Here is a 16,687-nt window from a genome sequence, read left to right on the forward strand (position 1 = left end):
CGGCGCGAGCGCTGGGCGGGGGCGCCGGAGGGACGCCGCGGCTCGCCTCGCCCCGCTGGCCGCGTCCGTCCGGGCGTGCTCCGTGACGGCGGGGCGCGCCGCGCTGCTGGAAAGTCGCTGATGTCATCGCCGAAGAGCTCGACGCTGCTCGCCTCCGGCGTGCTGATCGACAAGAAGTACCGGCTCGTGCGCCAGATCGGCGAGGGGGCCATGGGCGTCGTCTGGTCGGCGGTCAACGTGGCGACCTCCCGCGAGGTGGCGCTGAAGCTGATCCACCGCCCCGAGGCCGAGTTCCGGCTGCGGCTGCAGCGCGAGGCGCGCAACAGCGGGGCGCTGCGGCACCGGAACGTCATCGACATCTACGACATGGGCGAGACCGAGGCCGGGGAGCCGTTCCTCGTGATGCAGCTGCTCACGGGGGAGACCGTGGCCGAGCTGCTCGCGCGGCGCCGCCGGCTCGATCCGCCGGTGGCGGCGTCGATCGGGCGCGACGTGGCGCGCGGCCTCGCGGCGGCGCACGCGATGCACATCATCCACCGCGACCTGAAGCCGGCGAACATCTTCCTGCACCGCGAGCCGGACATGGACGAGCCGGTGGTGAAGGTGCTCGATTTCGGCGTCGCGAAGAACCTCTCGGTCAACGACGGCCTGCACACGGTGCAGGGCGGCGCGGTGGGGTCGCCGCTCTACATGAGCCCGGAGCAGGTGCGGGCGGAGCCGAACGTCGATCACCGCGCCGACATCTGGGCGCTCGGCGTCGTGCTGTTCGAGATGCTGACCGGCATGCGGCCGTTCCAGGGGGACGCGCAGGCGGTGTTCATGGGGATCCTGACCGGCGAGATCCCCACCGTGTCCAAGTACCTGCGGCGGGTGGACCAGGGGCTCGTCGATCTGATCGCGCGCTGCATGCGGCGGGACCGCGCGGACCGGATCGCCTCCGCGGCGGAGGTCGCGGCGCAGCTCGATCGGTACGCGGCGCGGGGCGCCGGCGCCGGCATGGACGCGGCGCTGCGGCAGACGTCGCCGGAGGAGCAGGGGCTGCTTCCGGGCGAGGCCACGGACGGCGGCTGGCAGGGGGCGGAGGCCGGCGCGGCGCAACCCGGGTCGGTGGCGCAACCCGGGTCGGTGGCGCAACCCGGGTCGGTGGCGCAACCTCGGCTGGCGACGCAACCCGGATCGGTGGCGCAACCTCGGTCGGTGGCGCAACCCCGGCTGGCGACGCAGCCCGGGCTGGGGGGCGCCGACGCGGGCGCGGGAGCGCTGCCGCTGGCGCTGCTCGGCGGCGGGCCGCGGGCTCCGATCCCGGTGCAGGAGCCGCCGGGGGCGGGCGCGCCACCGTCGCTGGGCCCTGGGCAGGCGGCCGCCGGGCAGGCGGCAAGCGCGAGCCCGGATGCGGGACAGGCGGGGGTCGCGTCGCCTCGGCGCGCCGGGAGCTCGGGCCAGCACATCGCCGCGGCGTCGGCGGGGCGCGCGCTGTGGGAAGAGGACGTGGCAACCCTGCCGCTCGGGCGGGGGGGCGCGGAGGCGGCCGGCGCCGGCAGGCAGCGCGCGGGCTCGGGGCAGCACCCGGCGGCGGGACATCCCGCGGCTGCGCTGCTGACGCCGCTCCCCACGGCGGTGGCGTCGGCGGCGTCAGGGCCGTCTCACGCGAGCGCTGCGCTGCCCGCGCCGGCGCACCCCGTGCCGGGGGCGATCCCGGAGCGCGGTCCCTGGGGGATGACCGTGCGCATGGCCTCGCCGCCGACGCCGGAGGGGACGGCGGGGCCGGGGGGCTTCGGCGCTGCCGGCGCGCAGGCCTTCGGCAGCGCCAGCGCGTCGTCGAGCCGGATCCCGGAGTCGGCGGTGAAGCTCACGTCGGAGCCGGGCGCGAGCGCCTCCGACTCCAGGCCGGGCGCGACCACCGGCACAGGCGTGCCGCAGCAGGGGGCGAGCTCGTCGACGACCCCGCTCGTCTCGAACCACCCGTCGGTCCATCAGACCGGGGCGCACCCGGCCCAGGGCGCCCAGGAGCCAGCGCTGCAGGGCGACGGGCAAAAGCGCAAGCGGACGGCCGCGACGTTGGCGATCGCGGCTGCCGCGCTGTCGCTGATCCTCGTGGGGATGCTGATCGCGCTGCGGTCGCAGGAGCCGGCGCCCGCCGCGCCGGCGCCGTCCGAGAGCGCGGTGCTGCCCGAGATCACCGCGGGACGGGACGAGGGGACGCCGCCCGAGGGCGGCGGCGTTCGTACGCGGGACGACCGGCTCCCGGAGCAGCCCGCGGGGCTGCCGGCGGGCTCCGCGACGGCATCGCCGCCCGAGCCGACGGCGGCGCCGAGCGCCGGTCCGGCGAGCAGCGCTGGGCCGGCGAGCAGCGCCGGGCCGGCGGCGAGCGGTAAGGCCGGGACGGCGGCAGGCACCGGCGCCGGGACGGCGGCGGGCACCGGGACGGCGGCGGGCGCGGGCAGCGCTGGCAGCGCGACGAGGGTCGGCGCCGGAGCGACGGGCACCGGCGCGGGCGCCGCGGCGGGGGCCACCGCGCCGGCGACGCCGAGCAGCGCGAAGCCGCGCACCGGGGGGAGCTCGCCTCCGACCGGGACGGCGCAGACCGCCAAACCGCCCTCGAATCCGTGCGCTGGTCTCAAGTTCATGGAGAAGCAAAAGTGCGAGGCGAGGTTCAAGAAGTAGGCGTTCTGTTCCCCGGTCTCGCGCCGCGTCTCCCGCGCTGACGCCGCGGCCGCGCCGGCGCGCCCCCGTTCTTGGATGCCGCGGCCGCGCCGGCGCGCCCCCGTTCTTGACCGTGCGCTATCTCACCTGCGACAATTCCCCGAAGAGCGCCTGCGACCTGCCCCCGCGTCGTCCCTAACGCGAGCCCATCCATGCCATCTCCCTCGCCTCCTGGCGGCCCGCCCCCAGGTACGCTCGTTCGCGGCAAGTACCGGCTGCTCCGTCAGATCGGCGAGGGGGCCATGGGGGTCGTCTGGGCCGCGCACAACGAGGCCACCTCGCGCGAGGTCGCGCTCAAGCTGCTCGTGCGGCCCGACCCGGAGCTCCGCGTCCGGCTCCTCCGGGAGGCGCGGGCTTGCGGCGCGGTGAGCCACCGGAACATCGTCGATATCTACGATGCGGACGAGACCGAGGACGGCGATCCATTCCTCGTCATGCCCCTGCTCTCGGGCGAGACGCTCTCGTCCTTGCTCAAGCGCAAGCGAAAGCTGGAGGTCCCCGAGGCCGCGCGCATCGCGCGCGACATCGCGCGCGGCCTCGCCGCGGCGCACGAGCGCGGCATCATCCACAGGGACCTGAAGCCGTCCAACATCTTCCTTCACACCGACCCTGGCGAGAGCAACTACGTCGTCAAGATACTCGACTTCGGCGTGAGCAAGTTCCCCACGGGGGCTGATCAGATCCGCACCGCGACAGGCATCCTCATCGGCTCGCCCGCCTACATGAGCCCGGAGCAGGTGCGCGCGCAGGGCGAGCTCGATACGCGCGCGGACCTCTGGGCGCTCGGGGTGGTGATGTTCGAGATGCTCACCAGCCGGCGGCCGATCCAGGGCAGGGCGCACGAGCTCCTGAGGAACGTGCTCCAGGGCGAGATCCCCACGGTCTCCCAGATCGTCTGGCAGATCGACCCCGGGCTCGACGCCCTCGTGGCGCAGTGTCTCCAGCGCGATCGCGAGCGGCGGCCGCGCTCGGCGGCGGAGGTGGCGGCGGCGCTCGAGCCGTTCGTCACGCCGCCTCCGCGGCCGCGCAGCGCCTCGTCGCCGGGCTCGTCGCCGGATCTGCGGTACGACGTGCTGCAGCAGCCGGGGCGAGGGCCGTGGGGCGGGGCGGCGCCCGGGCCGATGCCGGCGACCACGACGCCGCTTCCGGCGTCGGTGGCGTCTCTGCAGGTCCCGCACGGGCACGGCGGCGCGCCGACGCCGGCGACGTCGGCGCGAGGGGCGGGCGCGTCGCCGACGCCGCTGCCGCGAGGGGCGGGCGCGTCGCCGACGCCGCTGCCGCGAGGGGCGGGCGCCTCGCCGGCACCTCCGGCGAACGGGAGCCCGGCGGCGCCGGCGCCTCGGCCGCCGATGTCGAGCTATTCCCTGCTGGGAGAGCACGGGACCATCAAGCTCTCACCGGCGGCGGCGGACGTTCATCGGCAGGCGCTCGTCGCCGCGCAGGCGCGTCCTGCCGGTACCATCGCGCCGCAGCCCGCGCCGGCGCCGGCGCCGGGGGGCGGCACCGTGCCGCTCGAGACGCTCCGCATGCCGGAGCGATCGCCGCCCGCGATTGCTCGCCCGGCGGCCGTGTGGATCGCCCTGGCGGTGCTCGCGGCGATGGTCCTCGTGGGGATCGGCATGGCCGCGGGGTACCTGCTGTTGCGCGCCGGGGCGGAGACCCCCGAAGGTCGCGGTGGCGCGCGCGTTACCTCGTGGTGACGCCCTTTCGTTCCGTGGTACGTCACGATACCTTGCGCGCTCCGGTGCTGCGCCCCGAACAACCCTGTTGAGCTCGATGTCCAAGTCCTTCACGCACATCGCTGCCGGCCTGGTGATCGCCGAGAAGTACAAGCTGGTGAGGAGGCTCGGCGAGGGCTCCATGGGGGTGGTGTGGGCTGCGCTCAACCTGTCCACGTCGCGCGAGGTGGCGCTGAAGCTGATCCACCGGCCGGATCCCGAGCTCCGGCGGCGGCTCCAGCGCGAGGGGCGGAACGGCGGGGCGCTGCGGCACGGCAACGTCATCGACATGTACGACATGGGCGAGACGGAGTTCGGCGAGCCGTTCCTCGTGATGCAGCTGCTCACGGGAGAGACGCTCGCGGAGCTGCTCCAGCGCAGGCGCCGGCTCGACGCGGACGTGGCCGCGGCGATCGGGCGCGACGTGGCGCGGGGCCTCGCCGCGGTGCACGCGGCGCACATCGTCCACCGCGATCTGAAGCCGGCGAACATCTTCCTGCACCGCGAGCCGGATACGGACGAGCCGGTGGTGAAGGTGCTCGATTTCGGCGTCGCGAAGAACCTCGCCACGAACGACGGCATCCGCACGGCGACCGGCGGCGCGGTGGGGTCGCCGCTCTACATGAGCCCGGAGCAGGTGAAGGCCGATCCGACCGTCGATCACCGCGCCGACATCTGGGCGCTCGGCGTGGTGCTGTTCGAGATGCTGACCGGCACGCGGCCATTCCAGGGGGACGCGAGGGCGGTCTTCACCGGGATCTTGACCGGGGAAATCCCCAAAATTTCCAGGTACTTGCGGCGAGTGGATCCGGGGCTCGTGGAGCTCGTCGCGCGGTGCATGGCGCGCCACCGGGACGAGCGGATCGGGTCGGCGGCGGAGCTGGCGGAGCTCCTCGACGGGTACACGGCCGCGGGCGCGAGGTCGGGCGGGAGGGCGGGCGCCGCGGGCGCCGCCGTGGTGAGCGGGGGCGGAGGCGGCGTTGCGGCGCCGGAAATACCGGCGCAGCGGGCCAGCGTGGCGCCGGTATCGCCGCCGGTGCTCGGGGCGAGCGTGGCGCCCGCGGGGGGGCCGGCGGGGCTGGGGGCGAGCGCGGTGCCGGCGGGAGTGCCCGCGGCGCTGGGGTCGAGCGTGGTGCCGGCGGGGTTGCCCGCGGCGCTGGGGGCGAGCGTGGTGCCGGCGGGGTTGCCCGCAGCGCTGGGGGCGAGCGTGGTGCCGGCGGGGCTGGGGGCGAGCGCGGCGCCGGCGGGGCTGGGGTCGAGCGTGGTGCCGGCGGGGTTGCCCGCGGCGCTGGGGGCGAGCGCGGCGCCGGCGCGGTTGCCGCCGCTGCCAGGCGCGAGCGGTGCGGCCGAGCCGGTGTGGAACGCCGAGCTGACCCAGAAGCTCGATCCGGAGGTCATGGTGGGCGCGGACGCGGGAGCGGCCGCCTCGCCGACGTGGGGTCAGGACGAGCCGGGGAGAGCGGGGAGATCGACGCCCGCGCCGGGTCCGGAGGCGGGCCGGGCGGCAGCGCAGCCGTCGCCGTGGGCAGCGCGCGCGACGCCGCCGCCGATGCCGCCGCCGGAGCCGAAGCGGCGCCCGGGGAGGATCCAGGTCCCCGGCGCGATCCTGGCGCTGGTGGCTGCCTTTGGCGCTGGCCTCGTGGGCGCGGTGCTCTTCTTCGCCCTGCGCGGGCCCACGGGTGACAGCGAGGCGTCCGGCGGGCCGGACGCGTCGATGGAGGCCGGCGGCGAGCGCGAGAGCATCGAGAGCAGCGTCGCCCGACCGGCCGAGACGCTGGCTGCGCCGGCGGCGTCCGCGCCCCAGGCTCCGGCGGCGGAGCCGAGCGAGGTCAACACGGATGCTGGCGCGGCGAGCAACGCGGAGGGCGCGGAAGCGGACGCATCGTCGCCACCGGCGCCGAGCGCGCCGACCGCAGCGGCGACGGCGGCGGCCGGCGCGGCAGCGGCGCCTGCGGCGGCAGCGCCGGTCAAGGCGGCGCCAGCGGTGGCAGCGCCGGCCAAGGCGGCGCCAGCGGCGGCGTCGCCTGAGTTGCGGCTCGCCGCTGCCGCGCAACCCGGGGGCAAGGCTCCCGTGAAAACGCCCGCGCCGGCGGCTACGGCGCAGCAGCAGCCCGCCGCCAAGCGGCCCAAGGTCGATCCGTGCGCGGGGAAGACCGGGTTCATGCGGACCAACTGCCTGCGGGAGAACGAGCGGAAGCGGGATCCTTACGCCCCCTGAGCGGCCTCGACGGCCAGGGCCCGGGTTCCGCGATTCCGGTCGCGCGGGAGCGATGGTAAGCCCGCGCTGGGTTTGGGGCGCGACCCGGGGGGCATATGTCGGAACCGATCGAGGCGTACAGGCTTCTTCCGGGCATGCTGCTCGCGCGGAAGTACCGCCTCGGCCGCAAGATCGGGCAGGGCGCGATGGGCGTCGTGTGGGCCGCGAGGAACGAGGCCACCGGGCGCGAGGTGGCGCTCAAGGTGATCGCGCGGCCCGATCCGTCGCTGCGCAAGCGGCTGCTCCGCGAGGCGCAGTCCTGCGGCGCGCTGCAGCACCCGAACATCGTCGACGTGATCGACGTGGCGCGCACCGAGAGCGGCGAGCCGTGCCTCATCATGGAGCTGCTCGTGGGCGACAGCGTGGCCGCGCTGCTCGAGGCGCGGCGCCGCCTGGAGGCGCCGCTGGCCGCGCGGATCGCGCGCGACGTGGCGGGCGCGCTCGGGGCGGCGCACGCCGTGCAGATCGTGCACCGCGATCTCAAGCCGGCGAACGTGTTCCTGCACCGGCCGAGCGAGGCTGGGGATTTCGTGGTCAAGGTGCTCGACTTCGGGGTGGCGAAGAGCCTCGCGGCCGCGAGCGGCGCGACGTCGACGCTCGACGTGGTGGGCTCGCCGCTCTACATGAGCCCGGAGCAGCTGCGCGCGGACGAGGACCTCGACGCGCGGGCGGATCTCTGGTCGCTCGGGGTGATGCTGTTCGAGATGCTCACCGGCGTGCGGCCGTTCCAGGGCGAGGGGCCGCAGCTCCTGTCGCAGATCCTGTCGGGGGAGATCCCGAAGGTGTCTCGCTATCTGCGGCGCGTGGACGAGCGGCTCGTGAGGATCGTCGACCGGTGCCTGCGCAGGGAGCGGCAGGAGCGGTTCGGGACGGCGGAGGAGGTGGCGCGGGAGCTGGCGGCGTTCGTCCTGCCGGCCGCCGGGGGGATGGGGGAGCTCCGGGAGGGCGCGGGGGAGGCGGAGCGCGGGGGGCTGCGCATCACGGGGGAGCGCACCGTGCCGCCGCTGGGGAGCGCGGTGGAGCAGGAGACGGTGGTGGCGCCGGCGCGAGGGCAGGGGAGCGCGGCCTCCGCGGAAGAGCTCGCGACGACGGCGCCGCTGGCGGGGCCGGGGGCGCGGTCGGTGGTGCAGGTCGCGCCGGGGCAGCAGCGCGCGCACGCGCCGCAGGGCGCGTCGGCGGCCGGGCAGGTGTTGCAAGGAGCAGCCGCGCCGGGCACGAGCGCCGCCGCCTCGGCCGCCGGAGCCGGACCCGTGGTCACGCTTCGCGGGACGCTCGTGATGCAAGGGGAGGCCGCCGAGGCGCAGTATCAGGCGGCGATGGCCAGGATGCGCGCGGTGCAGGCGCAGCAGGCCAGCGCGCGCGTGGCGGACGCGCAACCCGCCGCGCAGGTGGGAGCCGCCGGCAAGGCGAGGCGAAGGGGAGGGAAGGCCCCGGCGATCGTGGCCGTGACGCTGGTGGTTGGCGTGATCGCGGGCGCGGTCGCGACAACGTGGCTCCTCGGCCCGGGAAAGCCGACCCCGCCGGCAGGCGCCGACGGAGGGAGCGAGCCAGCCGTGGGCGCGGCGGAGGCGATGCCGCGCGAGAGGGCTCCGGCTGCGGCAGCGGCGACGCCTGCTGCCGCGGGGCCGGGGCAGCCAGCGGCGATGGGGAGAGCCGCGGAGGGCGCGGACGCAGGGATCGAGGGGGCGGCGGCGATCGAGCAGGAGCGACACGAGGGCAGGGCGGCCCAGGAGGCCAGCGCAGCCCAGACGGCGCCGCCGTCGCGAGCGGCGCCGCAGCAAGGGGAGGTTCCACCCGCTTCGCCCGGACCCGAAGGGACAGCGGACCAGGTGAGGCCGTCGGCGCCGACGGGGACGGCAGGTACTGCGACGGGAGCGGGGAAGCCGTCGCCTGGGCGAGCGTCCGTCCCTGGAAAGTCGGTGGCGGCCTCGGACTCCGTGTACGACAGCGAGCCGTCGCCGTATCCGCCGCCAGCCCGCGCTGCATCGCCGGCTGGCGCCGCGGCCACCGCGGAGAAGAAACCGCCGCCCCGGCCGTTCTGAGCAGCCTGGCCCGTCGACTCGGCGTCCGTCGCGCCACGGCGCCGCGCTCGAGCTCGCCTCGACGCGCGACCCGCGCGCCGCGCCCTCTCGCTGCGTCCGTCGCGCTCGGCCTGCGCGTCCGGCGTGCGATCGGTTACGCTGCTCCCACCGCAGGAGGCGCCCCGGCGCATGCAGCTCGAATCAGGCTCGATCATCGCCGGCAAATACCGCCTGGAGCGCGCCCTCTCGGCGGGCGGCATGGGCTCGGTGTGGGTGGCGCAGCACGTCCAGCTCGGCACGCACGTCGCCGTCAAGTTCATGGGCACGGCCTACGCCGGGTCGCCGGCGTTCCGCGCGCGCTTCGAGCGCGAGGCGCGCGCGGCGGCGCACCTCCGGAGCCCCCACGTCGTGCAGGTGCACGACTTCGGGTTCGAGCAGGGGGTGCCGTACCTCGTGATGGAGCTCCTGCGCGGCGAGGACCTCAGCGCGCGCCTCACGCGGGTGCGCCGGCTCTCACTGCCGGAGACGCAGCGCCTCCTGGTGCACGCCGGCAAGGCGCTGCGGAGCGTCCACGACGCCGGGCTGGTGCACCGCGACCTGAAGCCGGCGAACCTGTTCCTCGCGCGCGTCGACGGCGAGGACGAGGACATGCTCAAGCTGATCGACTTCGGGATCGCGAAGGAGACGGCGACGAAGCTCGTGTCGGAGGCGTCGACGACCGGCGAGGTGATGGGGTCGCCGCACTACATGAGCCCGGAGCAGCTCCGTGCGGAGCGCGACATCGACGCGCGGAGCGATCTCTGGGCGCTGGGGGTGATCCTGTTCCGGATGGTGACCGGGTACCTGCCGTTCCCGGGCGAGGTGCTGGCGCAGGTGATGACGCGGATCCTCGTGGAGCCGATCCCGACGCCGCGGCAGCTCGCGCCGGATCTGCCGCCGGCGCTCGACGCGTTCTTCACGCGGGCGCTGGCGCGCGACCGGAACCAGCGGTTCCAGAGCGTGCGCGAGATGGTGGAGGAGTTCGGGCGGGCGACGGGGATGCCGGTGTTCTCGTCGTCGGGGGTGGGAGGATCGAGCCCGTTCGGGTGGACGGCGGTGGGAGGGCCGGGGGTGACGGGAGCGGCGGGGGCGCCGTGGGCGGGAGCGGGGGGGAGCGGCGCGGGCGGGGGGCCGGGGGCGGGCGCCGGCGGGAGGAGGGGAGCGGGGTATGGCGCTGCGGTTGGGGCGCCGGGGGTGGGGGCGAGCGGTGAGGCGGGGGGCCATGGCGCGGCCGCGGGGCATGAGCTGCAGGCGCAGCCGGGGACGCTGACCGATGCGATCCGTGTGGCGGCGTCGCAGCGGTCGCGATCGCGGGGCGCGCGGGTGGCCTGGGTGCTGGCGGGCAGCGTGGGGCTCGCAGTGGTGGGATTGGGGCTGGGGGTTGCGCTGCGGCGTGCCCTGGAGGAGCCGGCGGCTCCGGTGGAGGCGACGGGGGCGTCCCCGGAGGTCGCGGCGAGCGCGCCTGGAGCTGCGGCGGCTGCGGTGGCGACAGGGGAGGCGTCTGCGGTGGCGACAGGGGAGGCGCCTGCGGCGGCGACAGGCGAGGAGCCGGCGCTGCTGCCCGGGCCGGCGCTGAGCGCGCAGGGGCTGGAGAGCGATGCAGGAACGAGCGCACCGCCCGAGGAAGGAAAGCCTGCTCCGGCAGCCTCGCCGGGGACGAGCGCCGCGCCGGCGCCCTCGGTGCAGGCGAGAACACCCAAGGACAAGCGTCCGGGGGGGACGCAACCCTCCGGCCCGGGTGGGTCGAAGCCGGCAGGAGCAGCGGCGCCTCAGAAGGCGGTACCTGGACAGCGAGACTGGGGACTCTGAGACAACGCCCGGTGCTGCGCGCGGTCCAGGCGCTTGTCAAGGGGCAACTGTTACAAATCGACGTGCGACATCGAAAAATCGATGTGAGACGCCGTTGAACCGATGCTGGGCATCGAAAGATCGATGCCGTGCCACGCGGGGGCGAAGGCGGACATCGAGCGACCGATGTCCGCCTTCGCCTGAGCGAAGGCGGACATCAACGGGGCGAGGTGCGGCTTCCGCCGATGGCAGCGGAGGTCGGAGCGGCGGAAGCGGCCGTAGCAGCGAGGCGGTATGGAGCTCGCGGTGCATGCGGCAGTGTGAACCGCCGGTGGAGCCACCGACGGTGCGCCGCACGCAACCTGGGCGCTAGTTGAACTCCAGCGTGGTGTCCGCGATCCCAGAAGCGCCGCTGCCGTTGGCGGCGCTCTCTTGGCCGCCGGTGCCCGGGGCGCCGAGCGTGATCTCGGTGATGCCGACGGTGGACGGCGGAGCGCCGCGGAACGCGATGCCGAGGGAATGGCCGCCCTGACCGCCGCCGCCCTTGCCGCCGGTACCACCATTGCCGCCCTTGCCGCCCTCGCAGGCTGGGAATAGTCCCGCGGCCCCCATCGGCGGAATCCGTCCGCCTGGACCGCCAGCGCCTCCTTCGCCACCCGGCTGTCCGGGACCGCCCTTGCCGCCGTCGCCGCCGTCGCCGACCGTGAGGATCACGTCATCGAAGGAGAGCGCGGCATCCAGGCTGATGAGCGCGATGCTGGAGCCGCCCGGCAAGCCGCCTCGGCCGCCTCGGCCACCGCAGCCGCCGGCCCCGCCGGAGCCGCCGCTCGCGCCGCCGCGTCGATTTCCGGTCGGGCAATAGCGATCCGCCGTCGGCTCCGCCACACCACGGGCACCCCCCCCACCGCCTCCGCCTTGTCCGGGCACCCCAGGGCGGCCGTCGCCGCCAGCGGCACCGGCATAGCCGGCAGCGGAAATGGAACCGGTGCCTATCGCGCCCGCGCCGGGAGGGCTCTCAGCGCGGCTGCTGCCTGGTCTTCCGATTGTGCAGGTGTTGAGCCCATCATGGCCGTGGCCGCGATTTTCCATGTCGCCGCTGGCAGTGAAGAGCGGGGTTCCGTTGTCGCCGGTGGTTCCGATCAAGAGCAAGCCGTCGCCACCACTTCCGCCCGACGAATCATCACCGAGGTCGTCAGGTGTGCCGCACTCGTTGATCACAGCGCTTCCGCCGGCCACGGGCGCATTGTACGGGCCGGCACACGCGTAATTGCCTTGTTGCCCCGGCAGCCCCGGCGGGGCATTGCCTTCGTGAGGCGCGCCGTCCGCCCCCGCTCCCGCGTGTCTGGCCTCGAGCACGCATCGCACGAGCTCCGCGCTCGTGCTGTGCGCGAGGGCCGCGATCGACGATAGCCCTGCTCCGTTCTGGTCTTGCTGCGCGGTCGACTGCGCCACGACGTGCAGATCCTCGATGTGCACGGTTCCCGTCAGCCCGCGCATCGTCAGCGGGATCACCCCTTTTTGTGCCGTCAGGATCGTCTTCTTCGTATCGCCGACCCACTTCCAGCCGTCGTTGCAGTCGACCCCGCCGTAGAGCGCCACGCCGCCGGGCACCTCGACCGTTGCGATGAAGTCCTCGCCGTCGCCGGCGCACGCGTACACGCGCCGGGTTCCATTCTTCTTTGCGAGATCGACGGCCTCCTGAAGCGAGCCGAGCGGTTTCGCCTTGGTTCCTGCCTCATTGGATGTGCCACCGCGCGCCGACACGAAGACGCCGCAGGTGTCGTCCACGCCATCGGGGTTTTCACGGGGCACGCATTTCTCCTCGTCCGGCTCGGGCGGATCATGCGCGTCGGGCGGATCCGGCGACTCCGGCGACTCCGGGCCTGTCGCAGCGCCTCCGCATTGATGCAGCTCGACGCAGTCTGGTCCGAGGCAGCTCGATGAATGGATCGATGCTGCGATCGCCATCACGACCAGCGTCGGAGCCCCGCGTGCGGCCAGCCGTATCGCCCTCTTGGTTCGTCGGTTCATGGCTTCCTCGACTCAGAACACGCCGCCAGCGACGACCCCCGCGCCGCCGGGCGTCACGCTCGGCGAGAGGTGCATCTGCTTCTCCGGCTCGCTCGGCGCTCCAGCCAGCCAGGTGTAGCCGAGCGCTCCGAGCGCGCTCGCTCCCCCGAGGATGAAGCTCCACGCCGCGAGGTTGCTGAAAAGGTACTTGTCGTCGACCATCGAGCTCAATTTCCGGCATTGAATCGCCTGATCTGTACCGGCGGGACTGGAGCAGTTCACCGGACCGTCATTCATGGCCTTGACCTTCATCCACTGCTGTGTCGCGTCGCTCGCATGGCCATTGGCGACGAGCGTGAACGCGACGCCCGCGAGCACCAGAGCTCCAGCTGCCCCGCCGCCGATCAGCGCGATCGTCCTCGCATCGCTCTCCGCTGCTGGAGGCGCGCGATCCGGGAGCGACGCCGTTGCTGCCGCGGTGGAGGCATCCGAGAGCTCGATGGTGACGCGCTCTCTCTTTCCCTCCGTCAACTGGAACATTCTCGTTACCGGGGTGTAGCCCGGCGCGGTCGCGACCAGCTTGTATTCACCGGGATCGCGTTCCACGGGCGTCGCCACGGCGATGCGCTCTCCGTTCAGCGTCAGCTCCACCGCGCTCGGCGCTGCGCCCGCGACAGCGACCTCCAGGGCCGGGATGCGCGGCGCCAGGGCGGCCAGCCCGGCCTTCGCGTCGGCCTGGGCCTGATGGAACGCCCGCGAAGCGCTGGTGTCGAGCGGCTCGTCGGCGACGCGTCGATAGAGCGCGCGGGCCTCGGTCAGGCGGCCGAGCCGCTCGCAGGAGCGCGCCGCGAGGAGCAGGAACGGCGGGGCGTGGACCTGCGCCTCGGCGTCGCGGAAGGCCGCGAGCGCCTCTTCGTAGCGGCCGGCATTGAAGAGCTCCCAACCCTTGTCGGCGAGGGCTCGAGCCGCGGCCTTGGCCTGCTCGTCCGGCCGGGCAGGCTGGGACACAGCGGTGGCCGGCACGGCGGAGAGCGTGAGCGCGAGGAGCAGACCCAGGCGGAGATGTCGGCGGATGGTCATGGCTGCGAGGCGTGGGTAGGCGTGGGCGGTCTAGTTGAACTCCAGCGTGGTCTCCGCGACCCCAGAAGCGCCGCTGCCGTTGACGGCGCTCTCTTGGCCGCCGGTGCCCGGGGCGCCGAGCGTGATCTCGGTGATTCCGTCGGTGGGCGGCGGGGCGCCGCGGAACGCGATGCCGAGGGAATGGCCGCCCTGACCGCCGCCACCCTTGCCGCCGGTACCACCAGTGCCGCCCTTGCCGCCCTCGCAGGCTGGGTATAGTCCCGCTGCCCCAATCGGCGGAATCCGTCCGCCTGGACCGCCAGCGCCTCCTTCGCCACCCGGCTGTCCGGGACCGCCCTTGCCGCCGTCGCCGCCGTCGCCGACCGTGAGGATCACGTCATCGAAGGAGAGCGCGGCGTCCAGGCTGATGAGCGCGATGCTGGAGCCGCCCGGCAAGCCGCCTCGGCCGCCTCGGCCACCGCAGCCGCCGGCCCCGCCGGAGCCGCCGCTCGCGCCGCCGCGTCGATTTCCGGTCGGGCAATAGCGATCCGCCGTCGGCTCCGCCACACCACGGGCACCCCCCCCACCGCCTCCGCCTTGTCCGGGCACCCCAGGGCGGCCGTCGCCGCCAGCGGCACCGGCATAGCCGGCAGCGGAAATGGAACCGGTGCCTATCGCGCCCGCGCCGGGAGGGCTCTCAGCGCGGCTGCTGCCTGGTCTTCCAATGGTGCAGGTGTTGAGCCCATCATGGCCGTTGCCGCGATTTTCCATGTCGCCGCTGGCAGTGAGGAGCGGGGTTCCGTCGTCGCCGGTGGTTCCGGTCAAGAGCAAGCCGTCGCCACCACGTCCGCCCGACGAATCATCGCCGAGGTCGTCAGGTGTGCCGCACTCGTTGATCACAGCGCTTCCGCCGGCCACGGGCTTATCGTACGCGCCGGAACACGCGTAATTGCCTTGTACCCCCGGCAGCCCCGGCGGGGCATCGCCTTCGTGAGGCGCTCCGTCCGCCCCCGCTGCGGCCGGGCCGGCCTCGAGCACGCACCGCACGAGCTCCACGCTCGTGCTGTGCGCAATCGCTGCGATCGACGATACTCCTGCACCCTTGTCGTCTTGCTGCGTGGTGGGCTGCGCGACGACGTGCAGATCCTCGATGTGCACGGTTCCCGGCAGACCGTGCATTGTAAGAGGAACTACTCCTTCGGTCGCTGTCAGATTCGTCTTCTTCGTCTCATCGTCGACCCACTTCCAGCCGTCGCTGCAGTCGAGCCCGCCGTAGATCGCCACGCCGCCCGGCACCACGACCGCTTCGTTGAATTCCTCGCCGGCGCATGCGTACACGCGCCCGGTTCCATTCTCCTTTGCGAGATCGATGGCCTGCTGGAGCGAGCCGAGCGGTTTCTCCTTGGTCCCCGCCACATTGGATGCTTCACCCCGTGTCGATACGAAGACGCCGCAAATGTCGTTCACCCCATCGGATTTCTCACGAGGTACGCACTTCTCCGGCTCGGGAGGCTCCGGAGGATCCGGAGGATCCGGAGGATCCGTAGTAGGATCCGGTTTCTGCCCGCCCGTGCCAGCATGCCAGCAGTTTTCGTGTCGGTCCTCGCAGTTGGGAGATGGGGTCTCATAGACACAGCTCGCCGCGTGCACCGCCGTTACCAGCGACGCCATGACCAGCGCCGAAGCGCTGTGAGCGGTGAGCCGCATCGCCCTCTTTGCGTGTCGGTTCATGCGTCCCTCGATTCAGAAAACACCGCCAGCGACGATTCCCCCGGCACCAGGTGCCACGAGCGGAACGACGCGGACGTGCCGCTTCTCGGGGGGGGTCGATGGGCTGGCGAGCCAGTAGCCGAGCGTCCCGACGGCGACCGCGCCTCCGCCGACGAAGCTCCACAGCGCCAGGTTGCTGAACAGATCTCTGCCGTCGACCAGCGTGCTCAGCCTGTTGCACTGCTGCATCTGCTCGTCGTTCGTGGTGGCGTTGCAGTTCACGGGGTCGCCGATCTTCGTGTGCTGTTCTCTCACGCTGCTCGCCTTGGCGTTCGCGACGACTGTGAAAACGACCCCCGCGATCACCCCCGCCGCGGCGACCGAGGCGCCAGCCACGATCGGCGCCGAGCTCTGCTCCTTCACGTCGGGCGGGGGCGGAGCTGGTTCCGGTGTCGGCGGCGCGCTCACCACCAGCTTCTCGAGCTCGAAGGCGCGCTGGATCTCGCTCCCTCGGGCGACGTCCACCGCGCTGCTCTTCGGCGAATAGCCGTCGTGCTGTACGGCGATCGTGTGCGACCCCGGCTCCAGGAACACCGGGTCGACGAGCGGCGTCGTGCCCACGGGGGAGCCGTCCACCAGCACCTTCGCGCCCGGCACGTTGGCGCTCACGACCACTGCGCCCACCTCCGCGCGCGCCTGCGCGTAGGCTGCCGCCGCGGCCTCGCGCTCCTCCGGGGTCGCGGTCGTGTCCTCCGCGAGCTCGCGCACGTAGATCGCGAGGTGCTCGGCGGCGTCCCGGTACCGCTGCAGCATCAGCTCGCACGTGCCGATGCCTCCGACGATGGTGTAGTGCTTTTGCAGCGCCCAGGCCGCGACGAACGAGGCGTAGGCGTCGGCCCACCGGTTCTGCTCGGACGCGGCGACGCCCTCGATGTAGAGCTTGCGCGCCTTGTCGCTCATGGCGTCGCTGGGCGCGCGCTGGATCCTGGGGCGGCGGGCGGCCTTCGGCGCGGGGGCGCTCGTCGGCGGAGCGCTGCTCTTCGGCTGCGCGTCGGCCGGCGATGTGGATGCGAGCAGGCCTGGCAGGCAGAGCAGCGGGACGACCTGGGAGGGGCGCATGGGGACCATCTTACCCGGGGTCGGAGTGCTCGTAGCGGATTTTGGCGGGCTCGACGAGGTTGCGGGGCGTCGGGATGCTGTGGTGGGACGAAGGATCGAGCGGCTCGTCGGGTATCGAGCGGCTCGTCGGGCGTCGTCACCTGGGCAGGCCGGTCGTGTTGCTGCGGGGCTGGCGCTGATGTCGCGGCTGGCGAGGCGGCCTGGACGGTCGATCCGTCTAGGGGCGGGCCTCCGTGGGCCGGCGGAGAAGGAGCTGGTCGGCC

General features: G+C 73.8%; 9 protein-coding genes. 5 read left to right on the forward strand and 4 right to left on the reverse strand.

Translation table 11 applies throughout. The annotated features are described in order from the left end of the window. The first annotated feature begins 120 nt into the window (after positions 1–120). From WME98_RS34445 to WME98_RS34465, 5 genes are all read left to right on the forward strand, one after another. Complete coding sequence (locus WME98_RS34445; RefSeq protein ID WP_437945916.1) at positions 121–2,664, forward strand: protein kinase domain-containing protein; 2,544 nt, start codon at positions 121–123, stop codon at positions 2,662–2,664. Between the two features lie 191 nt (positions 2,665–2,855). Continuing rightward, positions 2,856–4,403, forward strand: a complete 1,548-nt coding sequence (locus tag WME98_RS34450; protein ID WP_437945917.1) for a protein kinase domain-containing protein — start codon at positions 2,856–2,858, stop codon at positions 4,401–4,403. A gap of 76 nt (positions 4,404–4,479) precedes the next feature. Then, a complete protein-coding gene (locus WME98_RS34455; protein WP_437945918.1) occupies positions 4,480–6,639 on the forward strand; it encodes a protein kinase domain-containing protein in 2,160 nt (719 codons plus the stop codon). 95 nt (positions 6,640–6,734) lie between these two features. Beyond that, positions 6,735–8,720, forward strand: a complete 1,986-nt coding sequence (locus WME98_RS34460; protein WP_437945919.1) for a protein kinase domain-containing protein — start codon at positions 6,735–6,737, stop codon at positions 8,718–8,720. 168 nt (positions 8,721–8,888) lie between these two features. Next, a complete protein-coding gene (locus WME98_RS34465) occupies positions 8,889–10,547 on the forward strand; it encodes a protein kinase domain-containing protein (protein WP_437945920.1) in 1,659 nt (552 codons plus the stop codon). A gap of 348 nt (positions 10,548–10,895) precedes the next feature. Here WME98_RS34465 and WME98_RS34470 read toward each other — a convergent pair whose 3' ends face one another. The 4 genes from WME98_RS34470 to WME98_RS34485 form a co-directional block, all read right to left on the reverse strand. Then, positions 10,896–12,494: a PGRS family protein gene (locus WME98_RS34470; RefSeq protein WP_437945921.1), complete on the reverse strand. Its 1,599-nt coding sequence runs from the start codon at positions 12,492–12,494 to the stop codon at positions 10,896–10,898. Between the two features lie 75 nt (positions 12,495–12,569). Next, a complete protein-coding gene (locus WME98_RS34475; RefSeq protein WP_437945922.1) occupies positions 12,570–13,616 on the reverse strand; it encodes a hypothetical protein in 1,047 nt (348 codons plus the stop codon). Between the two features lie 30 nt (positions 13,617–13,646). Then, on the reverse strand, positions 13,647–15,062 hold the full coding sequence (locus WME98_RS34480; protein ID WP_437945923.1) for a PGRS family protein: 1,416 nt from the start codon (positions 15,060–15,062) through the stop codon (positions 13,647–13,649). A gap of 276 nt (positions 15,063–15,338) precedes the next feature. Then, positions 15,339–16,424 carry a PEGA domain-containing protein gene (locus tag WME98_RS34485; protein ID WP_437945924.1) on the reverse strand — a complete coding sequence of 362 codons (1,086 nt, stop codon included), beginning with the start codon at positions 16,422–16,424 and terminating at the stop codon, positions 15,339–15,341. Positions 16,425–16,687: the final 263 nt, after the last annotated feature.

The sequence above is a fragment of the Sorangium sp. So ce296 genome (assembly GCF_051529605.1).
In the GTDB taxonomy this organism is placed as follows: domain Bacteria; phylum Myxococcota_A; class Polyangia; order Polyangiales; family Polyangiaceae; genus Sorangium; species Sorangium cellulosum_D.